The sequence below is a fragment of the Paracoccus haematequi genome (assembly GCF_900631945.1).
Classification (GTDB): Bacteria; Pseudomonadota; Alphaproteobacteria; order Rhodobacterales; family Rhodobacteraceae; genus Paracoccus; species Paracoccus haematequi_A.
Genome location: NZ_UZWE01000022.1, coordinates 15,458 through 34,187 on the forward strand (window position 1 = coordinate 15,458; position 18,730 = coordinate 34,187).

Genomic DNA, 18,730 nt, shown 5'->3' on the forward strand with positions numbered 1-18,730 from the left:
GGGCGGAACGGTGCCAATCGCAAGCTGCAAAGCCAGATTTCACCTGATTTTTACACGACATGCATTATGTGCATGGGTGATATGCGGTCAGGGGAATATCGAATCGGCGTCGTTCCGCGCTAAGCAGCGGCACCGTCAGAGAAACGGAAACAAGAATGATGGGTCGGCATGATGCCCCCCACGCAGCTGCTTACTGTTGCAGCCTTGAATATGGACGAATGGTATGCGCGATTTTGTCGACGGATCGGCTTTCAATTTTGAGCAGGGCCAGCGGGCCCGCAAGCTTTTTGCCGCGGTTGTGTTGGCGGCGCTTGATGATGCTATTGCAGACGACAAGAAATATGGCAACGGACCGGAACAGATCGCCCGCTGGGCGCGGTCGCGCGACGGGCGCGAGGTTCTGTCCTGTGCTGGCATCGACCCGAACGAACGCGTCGTGAAGGGGCTGATGGAATTCGTGTCGAAGGGCGTGCGCACCTCGGTCGCGCTGTCGCGCGAGGAAAGCGAACGCCGCATGGCCGCCGAGGCCGAGGAAGCCGAAGCCGCCTGACGGTTCTTCCCATGCCGTGAAAAAGCCGCCCACCGGGCGGCTTTTCCGTTGTCGGAGGGGTCGTTCAGAAGCTTTTGGCCAGCGTCAGCTTGATGTTGCGGCCGGGCGCCTTCCGGGTCGCCAGCCAGGGCCGATAGTCCTTGTCGAACACGTTCTCGATCCCCACGCGCAATTCGGCGCCTTCCAGCACGCCGGTCTGGGGCCGATAGGTGGCGCGCAGGTTGTGGATCGTGTGGCCCGCCGCCTCTTCGGTGGGGGCGTTCACCCGGTCCATCCGGGCCGCGGCAACGGCTTCCCAGCTGAGATCCAGTTCATCGGTCACATGCTGACCCAGAGTCAGGCGCAGCCGGTCGGCGGGCGCATAGTCCCAGTATTCCGAGGCGCCGGCGGTTGCCCTTGCGTCGCCTTCGGTCCAGGTCGCGTTGAGATCGACATACAGGCCGCTGGCCATGCTGTAGGCGGTCTCGACCTCCAGCCCCTTCATTTCGACTTCGCCGATGCCGGAATACGAGGTCACGTCCCAGACATCGGTCTGAAACAGGTTGGCCTTCAGCGCCAGCCGGTCGCCGCCGCCCAGCAGATCCCGGCCGTCATAGGACGCGCCCAGTTCCCAGGTCCGCGCCTTCTGCGGCTGCTTCATGTACGGCGCATTGTTGAAATCGTCCAGGATCGGCAGGTTCTCGGTATAGGCCGCGCTGCCGAACACCGCGAAACCGTCGCCGAAGGCATAGCGCAGCGACAGCCCGCCCATCACCGCCTCGTTGTCGAAGTCGGTCTGGGGGTTGGACGCCGTGTTCGCCCCGCCGTCGCGCGTCAGATCCTGCGATTCATAGCGCAGCGCGGGCGAGACGGTCAGCCCGCCCGCCGTGATGTCGTCGACCGCGAAGACCGCCCAGCGGCGATCCGTGCCGCCGGGGGCCGACGACGCCTCGGCGCGGGTCTTGCGGACCACCTCGAACCCGGCGCGCAGGTCGTGGGAAAAGCCGCCGGTCCGGAAGGCGGCGGTGTTCTTGACGGTCAGCTTGGTCGTCTTGTAGCGGTGATCGGCATTGGCCAGCCCCAGCACGCTGCCCGCGAACATCGGCCAGGCGGGCGTCCCCTCCATCGACGAACTGCCGGGAATGTAGCTGCTGTCGATCTGCTGGTCGGCATGGCTGAGATTCGCCGTCACATGGATCAGCGGGTTGTCGGGATCGTATTCATATTCCAGGATCGCCGTCCGCGTGTCGATGTCGCGGTCCACCCGGCCGAAGGTGCTGTCGGACACCGCGAACTGGTCGTAGGGCACGTCCCGTTCGGCCATCTTCGTGTCGTTCCACGACAGGGTGACAGAATGGTCGCGCGCCGCGCCGAAGCTGTATTTGCCCTTGACCAGAACCGAGGGCAGGTCGAACGGCTCGGCCCCGATGGGATCGCCCGCGCCGTCGTCCTGCGCGTCCTGCTTGCGCCGCACATACTGGGCCAGGAATTCCAGATCCTCGGTCGGCTGCCAGGCCAGGATCGAGGACGAGGTGATGCCGTCGCCGTTCGTGGTGAATTCAAAGGTCTGGCGCCCTGCCCAGCCGATCCGGCGGCCGGTGAAATCGGACGCGTCCTTGGTGCGCAGCCGTACCAGGCCGCCGACCACGCCGGATCCGTATTCGAAGCTGCCGACGGTGCCGCGCTGCACCTCGACCTCTTTATACAGGGCGGGGTCGGTATAAAGCTGGGTGCCGATGCGATACAGTTCCTCGGACCCCTGGGTGGCGCCGTCGACCTGGATCAGCACCATCTGGTCGGTGCCATAGGTGCCGGTCGCGCCGAAGCCGCGGATGTTGATGCCCGACCCGCCGGGCGTGTTGCCGTTCATCAGCGTGACGCCGGGCACCGAATCGATCAGTTCGGCGATGGTTCCGGCCTGGCGGTCGTCGATTTCCCGCTGGTCGATGGCGGTGACGGGCGTGGCGGTGTCGGTCGCCACGTCGCGTTTGCTTTGCAAGGTGATGCTATCCAGCACCACCGGGGCGGCGGCATCCTGCGCCAGAACGGCGGTCGGAAACGCGAAGGCTGCGCCGCACATCAGCGCGGCGATTGGGGAAGGGCGTCGCAAGGCAAGCTCCTGTTCAGAAAGGGGTCAGGGGCTTGCGGAATGCTGGCACGAGCCATGGATCATAGGACCAAAGGCCGGGCTGCGAAAGCGCGGCAGGCCGATCCGGCGCCGCCTGTTGGCCGAAAAGCCACAGACAACCGGGCGTTGTCAAAGCCGCGTGATGATCCGTTCCGCATAGAAACGGTCCACATCGGCGGCGTGGCACAGTTCGGTGGCGGGCGTCATGACCGCCGCCGATGCGGCCGCCGCGCCCAGGGCCAGGGCCTCGGGGACCGGCCAGTCCCGCGCCATGGCCAGCACGAAGCCCGCCACGAAGCTGTCGCCCGCGCCGACCGCGCTGACCACCTTGACCCGCGCCGCCGCCGCGTGCCAGGCACCGTCCGGGCCGGCGATGACCGACCCGTCGGCCCCGCGCGCCACGATCACCGACCGCGCCGCGCCGTCCTTGACCAGCCCGGCCGCGAAGCCCGCGCTGTCCTCGCGCGAGGGGAGGGGGCGGCCCGCCAGATCCTCGGCCTCGTGGCTGTCCATGCGCAGCACGTCCACGGGGGTGGACGACCCCGCCAGCACCCGCAACGCCTCGCCCGAGGTGTCGACCAGCAGTTTCGCGCCGCTGTTCTTCAGCCGGACGGTCAGCATCTGTTCGAACCCCGCGGGCACGCCGGGCGGGTTGGACCCCGACACCACCACCCAGCCGCCCGCGCGCGCGGCCTCGGCGATCGCCTGGGTCATGTCGGCGACATGGGCCTTGTGCCATTCCGGGCCGGGCAGGACGAAGCGGTATTGCCCGCCGGTCGCGCGGTCGGTGACGGCCAGCGATTGCCGCGTCTCGCCCGGCGCGGTCAGGCGGACCAGCGACAGCCCGTCCGCTTTCAGCATGTCGGCGATGCGCGAGCCGGTCGCCCCGCCCAGGGCGACCATCGCCGTGGATTGCCCGCCCATATGCTTGATCGCGCGGCTGACATTGATGCCGCCGCCGCCCGGATCGACCACCGGCTTGTCGCAGCGCAGCTTCAGTTCGGGGCGCACCTCGTCCGCCGCCGTGGACAGATCCAGGGCCGGGTTCAGCGTGACCGTCAGGATCGGTGCCTGCGGCATCATTCCCACCACCGGTCGATGCTGGCGATGTCGTCGTCCGACCAGCCGAAGTGATGCGCCATCTCGTGCGTGACGACATGGCCGACCAGTTCGGCCAGGGTGACATTGCCGCGCGCCGCCCATTCGTCCAGCAGCGGGCGGCGGTACAGCCAGATGATATCGGGCTGGCCTGGCTGGTCGGACACCGACTTTTCCGTCACGGGAACGCCGTCATAGATGCCGGTCAGTTCGAACGGATCGTCGATCTGCAATTCGTCCAGCACATCCTCGGGCGCGAATTCGGCCACGCGGATGGCGATGTCCTGGGCATGGGTCGCGAATTCCGGGGGCAGGGCGGCCATGGCGTCGCGCGCCATCGCCTCGATCCGGGCCGCATCGGGGGCGGTCAGGTTGTTCCAGTCGGTCATCCGCGTCTCCTGCATGGTGGCCCTGATATGGACAAGAATCGCTGCGTGTGAAAGAGCAAGGCGAACAGGAGACCTGCCATGACCACCACCCGCTTCGCCCCGTCGCCCACCGGCCATATCCATGTCGGCAACCTGCGGACCGCGCTGTTCAACTTTCTGATCGCGCGAAAGGCGGGCGGCACCTTCATCCTGCGGCTGGACGATACCGATCAGGAACGGTCCAAGGAAGAATATGCCGACGGCATCAAGCGCGACCTGGAATGGCTGGGCCTGCACTGGGACCGCGTGGAACGCCAGTCGGCGCGCCTGGACCGCTATGCCGAGGCCGCCGGTCAGTTGCGCGCGTCCGGGCGCCTGTACGAAGTGTTCGAGACCCCGACCGAACTGGATCTGAAGCGCAAGAAGCAGCTGAACATGGGGCGCCCGCCGGTCTATGACCGGGCCGGGCTGGCGCTGTCGGATGCCGACCGCGACCGCCTGCGGGCCGAGGGGCGCGAGGGCTATTGGCGCTTCAAGCTGGATCAGGAGCGGATCGAATGGACCGACGGTATTCTGGGCGACATCTCGATCGACGCGGCCAGCGTGTCGGATCCGGTGCTGATCCGCGCGGATGGGCAGGTGCTGTATACCTTCGCATCCTCGGTCGATGACGTGGACATGGCGGTGACGCATATCGTGCGCGGCGCCGACCATGTGACCAATACCGCGACGCAGATCCAGATCATCCGCGCGCTTGGCGGCGTGCCGCCCGCCTTCGCCCATCACAGCCTGCTGACCGGCGCGCAGGGCGAGGAACTGTCCAAGCGCATCGGCGCCCTGTCGATCCGCGACCTGCGCGACGCGGGGGTCGCCCCCGAGGCGCTGCTGTCGATGATGGCGCGCCTCGGCTCCAGCCAGCCGGTCGAACTGAAGCTGACGCTGGACGATCTGGCCGAAGGGTTCGACCTGTCGCAATTCGGCGCCTCGCCCACGAAATTCGACGCCGAGGATCTGTGGCCGCTGACCCGCGAAAGGAACCAGGCGTTGCCCTTCGACGCGGTGCGCGACCGGATCGCGGCGCTTGGCGTGCCCGCCGATCTGGCGGAACGGTTCTGGTCGGTGGCGTCCCAGAACATCACGACGCTGGACGACCTGGGCCCCTGGTGGGCGATCTTCAGCCAGGGGGCCGAACCGCAGATCGACCCCGAGGATGCCGATTTCATCGCCCAGGCCATGCCGCTTCTTCCGCCGCCGCCCTATACGGACGCGACCTGGGGCGAATGGACGGCCGCCGTGAAAGAGGCCACCGGCCGCAAGGGCAAGGGCCTGTTCATGCCGCTGCGCAAGGCCGTCACCGGCCAGGCCCACGGACCGGACATGGCCCAGGTCATGCCGCTGTTGCAGGTGGTCAAGGCGCGCGGCTGATCCGCCGGGGCTTGCCTGATCCCCGCCCGCGATGCTTCCTGCGCGTGATCCACAGCGCAGGAGCCGATCATGCAGGACCAACACGCGACCGATGCCGTGAAACGCTGGCTGGGCCGCGACCTCGCCTCGCTGGCCGGGACCGAACGGCGGGTGCTGGACTATCTGGGCCAGCGCCGGACCATCAGCCGCGACACGACGGTGCCCTCTGACGACGGGCTGGGGGCGCGGCTTGCCGACCGGGTGGCCAGTTTCGGCGGTTCCTGGACCTTCATCCTGATCTTCGCGTCCTTTCTGGTCCTGTGGTGCCTGCTGAACCTGACCCTGGGCCGGGCGGGCTTCGATCCCTATCCGTTCATCTTCCTGAACCTGATCCTGTCGATGCTGGCCGCCTTCCAGGCCCCGATCATCATGATGAGCCAGAACCGCCAGGCTCAGAAGGACCGCCTGGCCGCCGTCCACGATTACGAGGTGAACCTGAAGGCCGAACTGGAAATCATGGCGCTGCACGAGAAGCTGGACCAGCTGCGCAGCGACCAGCTTGCCCATCTGATCGCCCAGCAGCAGGCCCAGCTTGACATGCTGTCCAAGGCCCTGCGCCGACTGGAGGGGGGCGACTGACGCCGCCCTTCGGATTGTCGCGAAAACCGCTTGACGCCCCCCGCGCCACCCCTTACATCGCCCCCACCCGTGGCGGAGTAGCTCAGCTGGTTAGAGCAGAGGAATCATAATCCTTGTGTCGGGGGTTCAAATCCCTCCTCCGCTACCACGGTTTTCCACAAGACGACCTTCCCGCCGCCAGGGCGCCTGTCACCGGGGTTCCGGCTGGATCCGGCGAAGGGTGATCTCGCAGCCCGAACCCTCAAGGGCGCGATAGTTTTCCAGGATCACGCGTTCGGACCTGCCGTCGATCGTCAGCCGGCCTTCAGGCGATCCGGCGATTCCGCTTTCGTCCAGGGTCGTGTCCGCCCTGAGACGCGCATAGTCGCCGCCGGTTTCGACGGTGCCGGTGATCTGTTCCAGGCCGTCCAAGGTCAGGGTGGCGTCGGTCATCTGCTTGTCCTCCATTCAAGCCATCCAGGCACAACGGCCGAACGGCGCAAAAGGGACCAATCGGACCTGCGGGACCGGCGGTGTCTTCAGTCGTCCACGACGCTGAGGATCTGCGGTAGCGCGGGGCAGGGCAGCAGCTGGTTCCTGGCGACATCGGCCAGCGAATGGTTGTGCAGGAACACATAGACATGCGCCGACAGGCTTTCCCACAGCCGGTTCGACAGGGTCTGCGCGCGCGATCCCGACACGCCCCCCGATGCGCCCGCGCCGATATGCATGGCGCTGACGGTCTCGTCCACGGCCTCCAGGATTTCCGAGATGCGGATCGTCTCGGGCGCGCGGGCCAGCCGGTAGCCGCCTCCGGGGCCGCGCACCGAAGCGACCAGGCCCGCCCGGCGCAGGCGCACGAACAATTGTTCCAGATACGGCAGCGAGATGTCCTGGCGGCCCGAAATCTCGGCCAGCGAGGTCAGGTCGTCGCCCCGTGCCGTCGCCAGATCGACAAGCGCGATGATCGCATAGCGACCCTTTGTGGACAGTTTCATCGGCTGGCTCCCCCTGTTGCGGCCGGGTCGGATTGACGACGCGCGCACTGCCGCGCTATGCCGCCGGGGCGCGTTTCTTGCGCAATCCCGACCGGCATCCCAGATAGCGGTCTAAGAGCGCCAGGCAGATGCGTCAAGAAACCACCGTCATGTCGAAGGAAGACGATGCCAGAGTTGATTTTTCCCGGTCCCGAAGGCCGGCTCGAAGGCCGCTACCACCCCCAGCCCGGCAAACCCGACGCCCCCCTTGCCATCGTCCTGCATCCGCACCCGCAATATGGCGGAACGATGAACAACCGCGTCGTCTATAACCTGCATTATGCGTTCCACAAGCTGGGCTTCACCGTGATGCGGTTCAATTTCCGCGGCGTGGGGCGCAGCCAGGGCGAATTCGACCAGGGCATCGGCGAATTGTCGGATGCCGCCTCGGCGCTGGATTACCTTCAGGCGATGAACCCCAACAGCAAGCATTGCTGGGTCGCGGGCTTTTCCTTCGGCGCCTGGATCGGGATGCAGCTGCTGATGCGGCGGCCGGAAATCACCGGCTTCATCAGCGTGGCCCCGCCCGCCAACATGTACGATTTCAGCTTCCTGGCGCCCTGCCCGTCGTCCGGGCTGATCGTGAACGGCACCGCCGACCGGGTGGCGCCGCCCAAGGACACCCATAGCCTGGTCAGCAAGCTGCGCGAACAGAAGGGCATCACCATCACCCATGAGGAAATCGAGGGGGCCGATCACTTCTTCCGCGACGACGAGGCGCATATGAAGCCGATGATCGATCTGGTGCAGTCCTATGTCCGCCGCCGGCTGACCGAAACCAGCCGCTGAGGCGGAATGTCCGGTCGCATCGCCCGCCAGTTCGCCTTCCTGGCCGAGGCCGACCGCCTGAAGACGGTCGACCGGGCGAATGTGCTGCTGGATCTGTCGCGCCCGGAAAACAGCGCCGAACACAGTTGGCACGTCGCCTTGCAGGCGATGGTGTTCGGCGCCTCGGATCGCGCGATCCAGATGCTGCTGGTCCATGACCTGGTCGAGATCGACACCGGCGACCAGCCCATTCATCTGGATCACGACGCGGCCCTTCTGGCGACTGCCGAGGCGCGGGCGGCGGACCGCATCTTCGGCCTGTCGCCCGACCGCGACCGGCTGCTGGATCTGTGGCTGGATTTCGAGTCCGCCGCGTCCCCGGATGCGGTCATGGCCAAGCGCATGGATCACAGCCAGCCGCTGTTCCAGGTGCTGCTGGCGCCGCAGCCGCTGGCCGATCACCTGGCCGTCGTCCGCGACAATATCGGGCGCGGGCGCGCCGCCCGGCTGCGGAGCGAATGGCCCGAGGCGATGGGCTGGGCCGATGCGGTGCTGACCGGGACGACGCCGCCCGACAGCGACCTGCACCGCCGCCTGCGCTTCCTGGCCGAGGCCGACGCGCTGAAATCCGTCCTGCGCGCCAGTCTGCTGATCGACGCCTCGCGCCGGGAAAACAGCGCCGAACACAGTTGGCACCTGGCGCTCTATGCGCTGGCTTTCGCCGATCTGGCGGGGCCGGGTGTCGATATCGGCCGGGTGATCCGCATGTTGCTGATCCACGATCTGGTGGAAATCGACGTGGGCGACGTGCCGCTGCATTCCGCCGGGGGGCTGGCGCATGGCTCGGCCGACATCCAGGCCGCCGAGGCCGAGGCCGCCCTGCGCATCTTCGGGCTTCTGCCCGACCGCCAGGCGGGGGATTTCCTGGCGCTGTGGCGGGAATTCGAAGCCGCCGCCACGCCGGACGCGGTTTTCGCCAAAGCCCTGGACCGCTGCCAGCCGGTGATCCAGAACCTGGGATCGGGCGGCATCGGCTGGGTGGATTACGGCGTCACCTTCGCCGATCTCGAATCGCGCGTCGGCGCCAGGATCAGCCTGGGCGCGCCCGCCTTGTGGGACTGGCTGCGTCCGCGGGTGCGGGACTTCCTGGGCTGACGTTCAGCCCGCCAGCAGGGGTGTGCGGTTGGCCGCGTGGCGCGCGGCGAGGTGCCTCGCCTTCCGGCCTGCGACAAAGGGCCGCGCGCCGGGAAAAGTCTCTGCGCCATCGCGAAGCCGCGGGAACAGGGTGAAAATTTCATTCGCGGCCTTGCCAAGCGCCAGCAGCGCCTGCGGCCCCGGATAAAGCGATTCGGTTTCGGTCCCGTTCGAGACCAGGATCTCGTGCGCCTGAAGCATCAGGTGGACATAGGTGACGCCGGGCGCATCGGTCAGGATGTCGATCCCGTCCAGTTCGGTCAGGTGCCGGGCGGCGACCAGCAGTTCCCGCGCCCCGAACATCCGCGCCGCGATGGCCGAGCGCACCAAGATGCGATGCTGCTGCGATACCAGCAGATCCTGCGCGGGCAGGTTCGGACCCAGGGCGCCCGCCGCGATGCGTACCGGGGCCAGGGCTGGGTTGGCGGCGATTTCGAAGGCGGTGACGGCGCGGGCGCCTGCCCAGCGGACGGGTTGCGGGCCGTTGTCGCGGGTCGTCACCAGGTCTCCGGCGCGGATGTCTTCGACCAGGCGGTCGCCGGCCGGGGTGCGGATCAGGGTTCCTGCGGCAAAGCAGGGTATCGGCAGGTCGAAGATCGTCGGGCTGAAGGAAATGGTCGCCACATAGGTATTCGAGGGGAACGGATCGGCCGACAGGATCCTGACGCTGCGCAGGGCGTCGATGCCGTCCCATTCGGGCAGCGCATCCCTGGACGGGCGGAAGAACATGTCGCCGTTCCGCATCAGGATCAGCACACCGTCCTGAATCGTCGATCCGCCATCGGGGAAGGTCAACTGATACCGGACCGACAGAAAGCCGGTGATGGTGCTGTCGACCGTCTGCCCGGTCTGGGGCGAGGCATACATCATCCGGGAATCCGCGACATCCCCGCCCCCGCCGTCGCTGTTATAGGTGGTCGCGAAAGCCTCGACCTGCTGGCCGTCGACGGTGACCGTGCGGCTGTCGCCCTGGATCGAGATGGCCTTGATCTGGGCGGTGCCGACGGCGCCGTACCCGGCCATGCCATCCGCCTCGGAATCGGTCGAGGGCGTGCCTGCGGTGGCGTTCACCTGCGCCTGGTTGCCGATCCACATCCATGTGACGACCGCCATGGCGAACCCCGATCACCGTGAAAAATCCTGGAACAGGGATAGCACCGGCCCGTCCGAAAATCCCGCGCGCTCTGCGGCGGATTTTCGTAAAAAGCGACGCGAAACAGCCGCCGTCCCGGATTTCGGCAAGGCCGGAAGGGGGCGCGAAGTATTGCATACCGCTGCATACATTCTTTCCTTTCCCCGCTTTCCCGGCTATAGCGGCAGCCGAATCCAACGCCAAAGGGAATGCCCATGTCGAAGATCAAGGTAGCCAACCCCGTCGTCGAGCTTGACGGCGACGAGATGACCCGGATCATCTGGGACTTCATCAAGCAGAAGCTGATCCTGCCCTATCTGGACGTGGATCTGAAATACTACGACCTGGGCATCGAGGAACGCGACCGGACCGAGGATCAGGTCACCATCGACGCCGCCAACGCCATCAAGCAATACGGCGTGGGCGTCAAATGCGCGACCATCACCCCGGATGAACAGCGGGTCGAGGAATTCGGCCTCAAGAAGATGTGGAAATCGCCCAACGGCACGATCCGCAACATCCTGGGCGGCGTGATCTTCCGCGAGCCGATCATCTGCCAGAACGTGCCGCGCCTGGTGCCGCACTGGACCAAGCCGGTGATCGTCGGCCGTCACGCCTTCGGCGACCAGTACAAGGCCACCGATTTCCGCTTCCCCGGCAAGGGCAAGCTGACCATCAAGTTCGTCGGCGAGGATGGCGAGACCATCGAGCACGAGGTGTTCCAGGCGCCGTCCTCCGGCGTGGCGATGGCCATGTACAACCTGGACGATTCGATCCGCGACTTCGCCCGCGCGTCCATGAACTATGGCCTGCAACGCGGCTTCCCGGTCTATCTGTCGACCAAGAACACCATCCTGAAAGCCTATGACGGCCGCTTCAAGGATCTGTTCCAGCAGGTCTTCGACGAGGAATTCGCCGACAAGTTCAAGAAGGCCGGGATCACCTATGAACACCGGCTGATCGACGACATGGTGGCATCCAACCTGAAATGGTCGGGCGGCTATGTCTGGGCCTGCAAGAACTATGACGGCGACGTGCAGTCTGATACCGTGGCCCAAGGCTTCGGCTCGCTGGGGCTGATGACCTCGGTCCTGATGACGCCCGATGGAAAGACCGTCGAGGCCGAGGCGGCGCACGGCACCGTGACGCGCCATTACCGCGAACATCAGAAGGGCAACCAGACCTCGACCAACTCGATCGCGTCGATCTTCGCCTGGACGGGCGGCCTGAAGCACCGCGCGAAGCTGGACGACAACGCGCAGCTGCTGAACTTCGCCGAGACGCTGGAGCGCGTGACCGTGCAGGCAGTCGAGGACGGCCACATGACCAAGGATCTGGCGCTGCTGGTCGGGCCGGACCAGAAATGGCTGACCACGATGGGCTATCTGGAAAAGGTCGACGAATACCTGAACAGGGCGCTGGCCTGATCAAGGGAAGCGGGCCGGGCATTCGCCCGGCCCTTTTCTTGCCTCCGGCGGGGATATTTGGGCGAAGATGAAAGGCAGTTTCACCTTTGCCCAAATATCCTGGGGGAGTCCCGCAGGGACGGGGGCAACGCCCCCTTTCTTCGGGGGCCGAGCTGCGTTATGTGGCAGGCGATCCCAGCAGGAGCAATCCCATGAAAGCCGCCGTCATCACCTTTCCCGGATCGAACTGCGACCGCGATCTGGCCGTGGCCCTGGAACAGGCGGGAGCGCAGGTGGCGCGCGTCTGGCACAAGGACGACGCGCTGCCCCAGGGCACCGATCTGGTCGCCGTGCCGGGCGGGTTTTCCTTTGGCGATTACCTGCGTTGCGGGGCCATCGCCGCGCAGTCGCCGATCGCGGGGGCCTTGCGGCGTCATGCGGAACGCGGAGGCTATGTGCTGGGGATCTGCAACGGCTTTCAGGTGCTGACCGAACTGGGGCTGCTTCCGGGCGCGCTGATGCGCAATACCGGGCTGACCTTCCTGTGCAGGACGGCGATGCTGGAGGTGGCGACCAGTGACAGCGACTTCACCGCCGGATACGAAAAGGGCCAGCGGATCGCCATCCCGGTCGCTCATCACGACGGCAACTATCAGGTCACGCCGGAAGGTCTCGCAGCCCTGCGCGACGGGGACCGCATCGCCTTTACCTATGGCCCGGCGATCAACGGATCGGTCGCCGACATCGCCGGGGTGCTGTCGGAAAACCGCCGCGTGCTGGGGATGATGCCGCATCCCGAGCGGGCCGCCGATCCGGCGCTTGGCGGGACCGATGGAGCGGCGCTGTTCCGCTCGCTTGTGAACGGCGCTGTCAACGCCTGACTTGAGCGTTCGTGCGTCTGCGCCTAGAGTGCGGCAGTTGTGCAACATGGCCGGACATCATCGGTGATCGAGGAAAGCGAGTCAGAGCGTTTGCGCCCCCGGCTGTCCCAACCGGGCAATCCGTGGTGGCTGCGCATCGCCGTCGCGCTGATCTTCGTCGTCGCGATCGCCTCGATCTGGACCACCAATGCCTGGCTGACCGCGCGGTTCTCGGAAAACACCCGCGTCCGGTCCGAATTGCGGCTGGCGCTGTATACCGGCAACCTGCTGTCGGAATTGCAGCGCACGGCGGTGGTGCCGCTGCTGCTGGCCCGCGATCCCGCCTTGATCGGGTCTCTGAACAGCAACGATTTCTCGTCCACCTCGGCCCGGCTGATGGCGGCGCAAAAGGAAATCGGCGCGGCGTCGATCCGGCTCCTGGATGCGTCGGGGCGCACGGTGGGGGCGACCGACCGATATCAGCTTGGCACCAACAACGTGTTGTCGCCTTTCTATGTCGAGGCGCTGCGGTCGCGTGACACGGTGTTCACCGTCGCCAACCAGGGCAGCGGCGCCTATGAATTCACCTATTCCCGCGCGGTGGTGGCCGACGGCAAGACCCTGGGGGTGATCGTCGTCGGCGCCGATCTGTCGCGGCTGGAACGGTCCTGGGCGGGAATTTCCGACGCGGTGGCCGTCACTGACAGCGAAGGCAACATCATCCTGGCGACCGAGCCCCGCTGGCGCGGCCTGACCATGCCCGAGGCGCTTGCGGTGCGCGACGCCCCTTCGGCCATCCAGCGGGCCTTCCAGGTGACGGCCGACTGGACCTCGACCCCCATCGACGCCTATGTCCAGGGCCGCGCCGTCATGCGGGCCGAAACGCGGATCCCGTTCCGCGGCTGGCGGATGATCAGCTTTACCACCTATGCGTCGGTGCGCGAGCAGGTGAACGCGGTTCTGGCGCTGGAAATCATGGGCTTCGCGATCCTGCTGGCCGGGACGTTCTATGCCCTTTCGCGCCGGGCGCGCAGCCAGTCGGTCGCCTATATGCGCGAATCGGCCGACCTGCGGGCGCTGAACATGCGCCTGACCCGAGAGATCGCGGAGCGCGAGCGGATGCAGAAGGAACTGCGCGTCGCCGAACAGACCGTCCAGCAAAGCTCCAAACTGGCGGCGTTGGGGGAAATGTCGGCGGGCGTCAGCCACGAGTTGAACCAGCCTCTGGCCGCGATGAAGACCTATCTGGCGGGCGCGCGGCTGTTGTTGCAGCGCGGCCGGGCCGAGGAGGCGCTGTCCAGCTTCCAGCGGATCGACGACCTGATCGAACGCATGGGCGCGATCACCCGGCAGCTGAAATCCTATGCCCGCAAGGGCGGCGAGGCGGTGGAGCCGGTGGATCTGCGCGCCGCCGTCAGCAGCGCCCTGACCATGATGGAGCCGCAGCTGCGCGGTCGCACGATCCGGGTGATCCGCAACCTGCCGCGCCGCCCCGTGATGGTGATGGCCGACCGCATCCGGCTGGAGCAGGTCATCATCAACCTGCTGCGCAACGCCGTCGATGCGGTGCGCGAGCGTCGCGACGCGCGGATCGAGATCACCGTGGAAACCGGCGCTCATGCCTATGTGCTGGTGCGCGACAACGGACCGGGCATTTCCGACCTGGAAAAGCTGTTCGAGCCGTTCTGGACCACCAAGAAGCCGGGCGAGGGGACGGGGCTGGGCCTTGCCATATCGTCCAGCATCATGGCCGATTTCGGCGGCCGCCTGACCGCCCATAACGAAGACGAAGGCGCCGTGTTCGCCGTCGAACTGCCGCTGTTGAAGCCAGGGCAGGACGCGCAACCCCTGGCCGCCGAATGAATGTTCGAGAGAGGAAGACCCAATGTCCCGCAAATTGAAGATTGCGATTGTCGATGACGAACCAGACATGCGGGAATCCATCAGCCAGTGGCTGGTCCTGTCCGGGTTCGAAACCGAAACCTATCCCAGTGCCGAGGATGCGCTGAAGACCATCGGTCCCGACTGGCCGGGCATCGTCGTCAGCGACATCCGAATGCCCGGCATGGACGGCATCGCCTTCCTGAAACGCCTGATGGGGCTGGATTCGGGCTTGCCGGTGATTCTGATCACCGGCCATGGCGACGTGCCCATGGCGGTCGAGGCGATGCGCCTGGGCGCCATGGACTTCATGGAAAAGCCCTTCAATCCCGACAAGATGACGGCGCTTGCCAAGAAGGCCACGCAGATGCGCCGCATGACGCTGGACAACCGCGCCCTGCGCCGCGACCTGTCCGAAGGCCAGCAGGTCATGTCCAAGCTGATCGGCGCCAGCCCGGTGATGGAACGCCTGCGCGAGGATATCCTGGATCTGGGCCAGGCCGACGGCCATGTGCTGATCGACGGCGAGACGGGGACCGGCAAGACCCTGGTGGCCCATGCGCTGCACGCCGTGGGACCGCGCGCGTCCAAGAAATTCGTGCCCGTGTCCTGCGCCGCCTATAACGACGAGGCGCTGTCGGCCCGCCTGTTCGGCCCGCTGGAGGACGGCATCCCGGCGGTCGAGGAGGCGCGCGGCGGCACCCTGTGCCTGGAAGACATCGAGGCGCTGTCCGAACCGTTGCAGGCCCGCCTTCTGGCCTTCATCAGCGACGGCGGCACTCCTGCGGAAACCCGGATCATCGCCATTTCCAACGCCCGCGGCGAGGGCCGCAAGGCCGAGGATTCGCTGCGCCCCGACCTGTTCTATCGCCTCTCCGCGCTCAAGATCACCCTGCCGCCGCTGCGCGCGCGGGGCGAGGACATCCTGTCGCTGTTCACCCGCATGACCGAGCAGTTTTCCGAGGAATACGGCTGCGAACCCCCGCAGGTCAGTGCGCAGGAGGCCGCCCAGCTGTTGCAGGCCCCCTGGCCCGGCAACATCCGCCAGCTGATCAATGTGGCCGAACGCGCGGTCTTGCAGAACCGGCGCGGGTCTGGGTCGATCGCGTCGCTGCTGATGGCCGACGGCGAGGACAACCAGCAAGCCACCACGACCGAGGGCAAGCCGCTGAAGGAATATGTCGAAAGCTTCGAAAAGATGCTGATCGACAACACCATGCGCCGCCACAAGGGCAGCATCGCCGGGGTGATGGACGAATTGTGCCTGCCGCGCCGGACGCTGAACGAAAAAATGGCGAAATACGGCCTGCAACGCGGCGATTATCTGTAAAAGCGACAGGGGGGCGGATTTCTCCGCCCCCACTGTATCGTGCCGGGCTGTCACAAAAACAAAAACCGAATACTCAGCCCAATTCAGACCGATCAGACGATGACCGGTCGGGACAGCAAGCGTCCTACACTACACGCGCTCGCAATCGTCCAGGGATACCGTCGCCGGATCCTGGAGGAAGGCCCCGCCACACACAAAATCTGGCTTGCCGTCCCGCTCTGTCAATGCCGCCCCCCGGACAAGGGGGCGATCGGAAGGGACAAGCCCGCCGGTCGGACGCGACAGGATGTCGGGATATTCGTTCGCATATTCCAACGTCATGATCGCTTCATCCTTGGCCGGGGGCCATCCATTCCCTGGCAGTCCAATCGTTGACTGCCCGATCAACTTACTTGCGCGTCACCCGCTGCTCAACCTATCCATTTGGTCAATTGGTATGAGAATAATCATAAATTTCTGTTTTAATTGGAAAATTTTAGATAGCGAAAATATGTCTGACCAAAAGGACAATTGCGCCTGCGCATCTGTGGCGGGTGGGCGGTCCGATCCTTTCGGGCTGGGCCCTTGCGCCGCAGGGGCCGGGGCGCTAACCCGCTGGCGACAGCACAGGGGCATCTCATGGACGACAGTTTCGCCAAGGCACCTCATCCGCGCACGCAGGCGGTTCATCACGGCATCCGCCGCAGCCAGTACGGAGAGATGGCCGAGGCGATCTTTCTGACCCAGGGCTTCGTCTATGACAGCGCCGAACAGGCCGAGGCGCGCTTCAAGAGCACCGGCCCGGACGAGTTCATCTATGCCCGCTATGGCAACCCCACCAGCCGCATGTTCGAGGATCGCATCGCCGCCCTGGAAGGGACCGAGGACGCCTTTGCCACCGCCAGCGGCATGGCCGCCGTGAACGGCGCGCTGTTTTCGATGTGCAAGCCCGGCGATCATGTCGTGGCGTCCCGCGCTTTGTTCGGATCCTGCCTGTATGTGCTGGACCTGCTGAAGAAATTCGGGGTCGAGGTCAGCTATGTCGACGGCACCGATCTGGATCAGTGGAAGGCGGCGCTGCGCCCCGGCACCCGCGCGGCGTTCTTCGAAACCATGTCGAACCCGACGCTGGAAGTGATCGATATCCAAGGTGTCGCCGACCTTGCCCATGCGGCCGGCGCCCTGGTCGTGGCGGACAATGTGTTCGCGACGCCGGTCTTTTCCCGCGCGGTCGAGTTGGGGGCGGATGTGGTCGTCTATTCCGCGACCAAGCATATCGACGGCGGCGGGCGGGCGCTTGCGGGCGTGATCTGCGGCACCCGTCAGTTCGTGCGCGAAGTCGCCGAACCGTATCTGAAGCATACCGGCGGCGCGATCAGCCCGTTTCACAGCTGGATCATGCTGAACGGCCTGACCACCATGGATCTGCGCGTGCGCGCCCAGGCCGACAGCGCGCAGAAGGTGGCTCAGGCGCTGCAAGGCCATCCCGCCCTGTCGCGGGTCATTTATCCCGGCCTGGCCGACCATCCCCAGCACGACCTGGCGATGCGCCAGATGGGCGCGGGCGGCACCATGATCGCCATCGAGGTGGCGGGTGGTAAGGAAGCCGCCTTCGCCGCGCTGAACCGGCTGGGAATCGTCAGCATCTCCAACAACCTGGGCGACGCCAAGTCCATTGTCACCCATCCCGCGACGACCACCCATCAGCGCCTGTCGGACGAGGACCGCGCCCATCTGGGCATCACGCCCGGCCTGCTGCGCCTGTCGGTGGGGCTGGAACATGCCGACGATCTGATCGCCGATCTGCGCCACGCCCTGGAAGGGTGACGGGAACGGGTCGCGAACGCGGCCCGTTCTGCCGGATTCACCCTTTGGATTTCCGACCCGCGCGCCCATATTGTCGGCGACCGTGCCGCGAGGATACCCGCATGTCTGATGCCCGCCCCCTGATCCCCGCCTATCCGGCCCTGGCGCGCAGCTATGACGCGGATTTTCGGGTCGATGACGCCTACAAGGCCGGGCTGCCCGATCTGCAAAACGGCCCCGCCAGCCTGATCGTGGGCGCCCGCGCGCCGATCCAGCATGTCGGCATTTCCAATTTCCGCCTGCCGATCCGCTATCAGACCCGCGATGGCGGCGAACTGACCTTGGAAACCAGCGTGACCGGCACCGTCAGCCTGGAGGCCGACCGCAAGGGAATCAACATGTCCCGGATCATGCGGTCCTTCTATGCCCATTCAGAACATGCCTTCAGCCTCAAGGTGCTGGAGGCCGCGCTGGACGATTACCAGGCCGACCTCGACGCCTATGACGCGCGCATTCAGATGCGGTTTTCCTATCCGATCCGGGTCGATTCGCTGCGCTCGGGCCTGTCCGGCTGGCAGTATTACGACATCGCGATGGAGGTTCTGGATTTCCACGGCCAGCGGCTGCGGATCATGCATTTCGATTACGTCTATTCCTCGACCTGCCCCTGTTCGCTGGAACTGTCCGAACATGCGCGCGAGACCCGGTCGCGGCTGGCGACGCCCCATTCGCAGCGGTCCATCGCCCGGATTTCTGTGGTCATGCTTGGTGCCGAAAAGATCTGGTTCGAGGATGTGGTGGATCTGTGCCGCCGCGCCGTGCCGACCGAGACGCAGGTGATGGTCAAGCGGGAAGACGAGCAGGCCTTCGCCGAACTCAACGCCGCGAATCCGATCTTCGTCGAGGATGCGGTCCGCGCCTTTGCCCAGCAGTTGCTGGCCGATCCACGCTTCGGCGATTTCCGCGTGGTCGCCAGCCATCAGGAATCGTTGCATTCGCATGACGCGGTCAGCCTGATGGTCAGCGGGCCAACCTTTGCCCAGTCCTCGCTGGATCCGATGACTTTTGCGGGGTTGCGGGCCTGACAGGCCGCAAGCCGGGGGCGCTTCGCCCCCCGGACCCCCCGAGGGTATTGGGACAAAGAAGAAGCGGCAGAGTTCTTCTTTGCTCATATACCCATTTGACGCCCTTT

At 65.8% G+C, this 18,730-nt stretch carries 16 protein-coding genes, 1 tRNA gene and 1 pseudogene; 12 read left to right on the forward strand and 6 right to left on the reverse strand.

Annotated elements, in window-relative coordinates; genetic code table 11:
• Positions 1 to 223: 223 nt before the first annotated feature.
• Positions 224 to 550 (forward strand): DUF6280 family protein, encoded by a 327-nt coding sequence (locus PARHAE_RS04015; RefSeq protein WP_042251710.1) that lies wholly within the window; start codon positions 224 to 226, stop codon positions 548 to 550.
• A gap of 64 nt (positions 551 to 614) precedes the next feature.
• On the opposite strand, the gene PARHAE_RS04020 is transcribed toward PARHAE_RS04015, so the two are convergent.
• From PARHAE_RS04020 to PARHAE_RS04030, 3 genes are all read right to left on the reverse strand, one after another.
• On the reverse strand, positions 615 to 2,639 hold the full coding sequence (locus tag PARHAE_RS04020) for a TonB-dependent receptor domain-containing protein (RefSeq protein ID WP_241232660.1): 2,025 nt from the start codon (positions 2,637 to 2,639) through the stop codon (positions 615 to 617).
• 147 nt (positions 2,640 to 2,786) lie between these two features.
• Positions 2,787 to 3,737: a 1-phosphofructokinase family hexose kinase gene (locus PARHAE_RS04025; RefSeq protein ID WP_126153408.1), complete on the reverse strand. Its 951-nt coding sequence runs from the start codon at positions 3,735 to 3,737 to the stop codon at positions 2,787 to 2,789.
• On the reverse strand, positions 3,737 to 4,144 hold the full coding sequence (locus PARHAE_RS04030; protein ID WP_126153321.1) for a metallopeptidase family protein: 408 nt from the start codon (positions 4,142 to 4,144) through the stop codon (positions 3,737 to 3,739). The genes PARHAE_RS04025 and PARHAE_RS04030 overlap by 1 nt, the downstream gene beginning before the upstream one ends.
• A 78-nt stretch (positions 4,145 to 4,222) precedes the next feature.
• On the opposite strand from PARHAE_RS04030, the gene gltX reads away from it, so the two are divergent.
• From gltX to PARHAE_RS04045, 3 genes are all read left to right on the forward strand, one after another.
• Positions 4,223 to 5,548: a glutamate--tRNA ligase gene (gltX, locus tag PARHAE_RS04035; RefSeq protein WP_126153322.1), complete on the forward strand. Its 1,326-nt coding sequence runs from the start codon at positions 4,223 to 4,225 to the stop codon at positions 5,546 to 5,548.
• Positions 5,549 to 5,617: 69 nt separating this feature from the next.
• Entirely contained in the window at positions 5,618 to 6,166 is a 549-nt protein-coding gene (locus PARHAE_RS04040; protein ID WP_126153323.1) for a DUF1003 domain-containing protein, read from the forward strand.
• A 71-nt stretch (positions 6,167 to 6,237) separates the two neighbouring features.
• Positions 6,238 to 6,314 (forward strand) — tRNA-Met (locus tag PARHAE_RS04045).
• Positions 6,315 to 6,355: 41 nt separating this feature from the next.
• On the opposite strand, the gene PARHAE_RS04050 is transcribed toward PARHAE_RS04045, so the two are convergent.
• Together PARHAE_RS04050 and iscR are read right to left on the reverse strand one after the other, a co-directional pair.
• Positions 6,356 to 6,598: a hypothetical protein gene (locus PARHAE_RS04050; protein WP_126153324.1), complete on the reverse strand. Its 243-nt coding sequence runs from the start codon at positions 6,596 to 6,598 to the stop codon at positions 6,356 to 6,358.
• Positions 6,599 to 6,684: 86 nt separating this feature from the next.
• Positions 6,685 to 7,143 carry a Fe-S cluster assembly transcriptional regulator IscR gene (iscR, locus tag PARHAE_RS04055; protein ID WP_126153325.1) on the reverse strand — a complete coding sequence of 153 codons (459 nt, stop codon included), beginning with the start codon at positions 7,141 to 7,143 and terminating at the stop codon, positions 6,685 to 6,687.
• Positions 7,144 to 7,308: 165 nt separating this feature from the next.
• Between iscR and PARHAE_RS04060 the strand changes: the two genes are divergently transcribed.
• Together PARHAE_RS04060 and PARHAE_RS04065 are read left to right on the forward strand one after the other, a co-directional pair.
• A complete protein-coding gene (locus PARHAE_RS04060; protein ID WP_126153326.1) occupies positions 7,309 to 7,971 on the forward strand; it encodes an alpha/beta hydrolase in 663 nt (220 codons plus the stop codon).
• 6 nt (positions 7,972 to 7,977) lie between these two features.
• Positions 7,978 to 9,105, forward strand: a complete 1,128-nt coding sequence (locus PARHAE_RS04065) for an HD domain-containing protein (protein WP_126153327.1) — start codon at positions 7,978 to 7,980, stop codon at positions 9,103 to 9,105.
• Positions 9,106 to 9,108: 3 nt separating this feature from the next.
• Here PARHAE_RS04065 and PARHAE_RS04070 read toward each other — a convergent pair whose 3' ends face one another.
• Complete coding sequence (locus PARHAE_RS04070; protein WP_241232661.1) at positions 9,109 to 10,257, reverse strand: Hint domain-containing protein; 1,149 nt, start codon at positions 10,255 to 10,257, stop codon at positions 9,109 to 9,111.
• Positions 10,258 to 10,491: 234 nt separating this feature from the next.
• On the opposite strand from PARHAE_RS04070, the gene PARHAE_RS04075 reads away from it, so the two are divergent.
• The 6 genes and pseudogenes from PARHAE_RS04075 to folE2 all read left to right on the forward strand — a co-directional run.
• Complete coding sequence (locus PARHAE_RS04075) at positions 10,492 to 11,703, forward strand: NADP-dependent isocitrate dehydrogenase (protein ID WP_126153328.1); 1,212 nt, start codon at positions 10,492 to 10,494, stop codon at positions 11,701 to 11,703.
• 191 nt (positions 11,704 to 11,894) lie between these two features.
• Positions 11,895 to 12,563 carry a phosphoribosylformylglycinamidine synthase subunit PurQ gene (gene purQ / locus PARHAE_RS04080; protein WP_126153329.1) on the forward strand — a complete coding sequence of 223 codons (669 nt, stop codon included), beginning with the start codon at positions 11,895 to 11,897 and terminating at the stop codon, positions 12,561 to 12,563.
• 63 nt (positions 12,564 to 12,626) lie between these two features.
• The gene (locus PARHAE_RS04085) at positions 12,627 to 14,405 is read left to right on the forward strand and encodes a sensor histidine kinase (RefSeq protein ID WP_206436865.1); all 1,779 of its coding nucleotides are present in this window, start codon (positions 12,627 to 12,629) and stop codon (positions 14,403 to 14,405) included.
• Positions 14,406 to 14,427: 22 nt separating this feature from the next.
• The gene (locus tag PARHAE_RS04090) at positions 14,428 to 15,753 is read left to right on the forward strand and encodes a sigma-54-dependent transcriptional regulator (protein WP_126153330.1); all 1,326 of its coding nucleotides are present in this window, start codon (positions 14,428 to 14,430) and stop codon (positions 15,751 to 15,753) included.
• A 618-nt stretch (positions 15,754 to 16,371) separates the two neighbouring features.
• Positions 16,372 to 17,559, forward strand: a complete 1,188-nt coding sequence (metZ, locus tag PARHAE_RS04095; protein WP_126153331.1) for an O-succinylhomoserine sulfhydrylase — start codon at positions 16,372 to 16,374, stop codon at positions 17,557 to 17,559.
• Between the two features lie 95 nt (positions 17,560 to 17,654).
• Positions 17,655 to 18,623 (forward strand): annotated as a pseudogene (gene folE2, locus PARHAE_RS04100) (GTP cyclohydrolase FolE2); the annotation flags it as partial.
• Positions 18,624 to 18,730 lie beyond the last annotated feature (107 nt).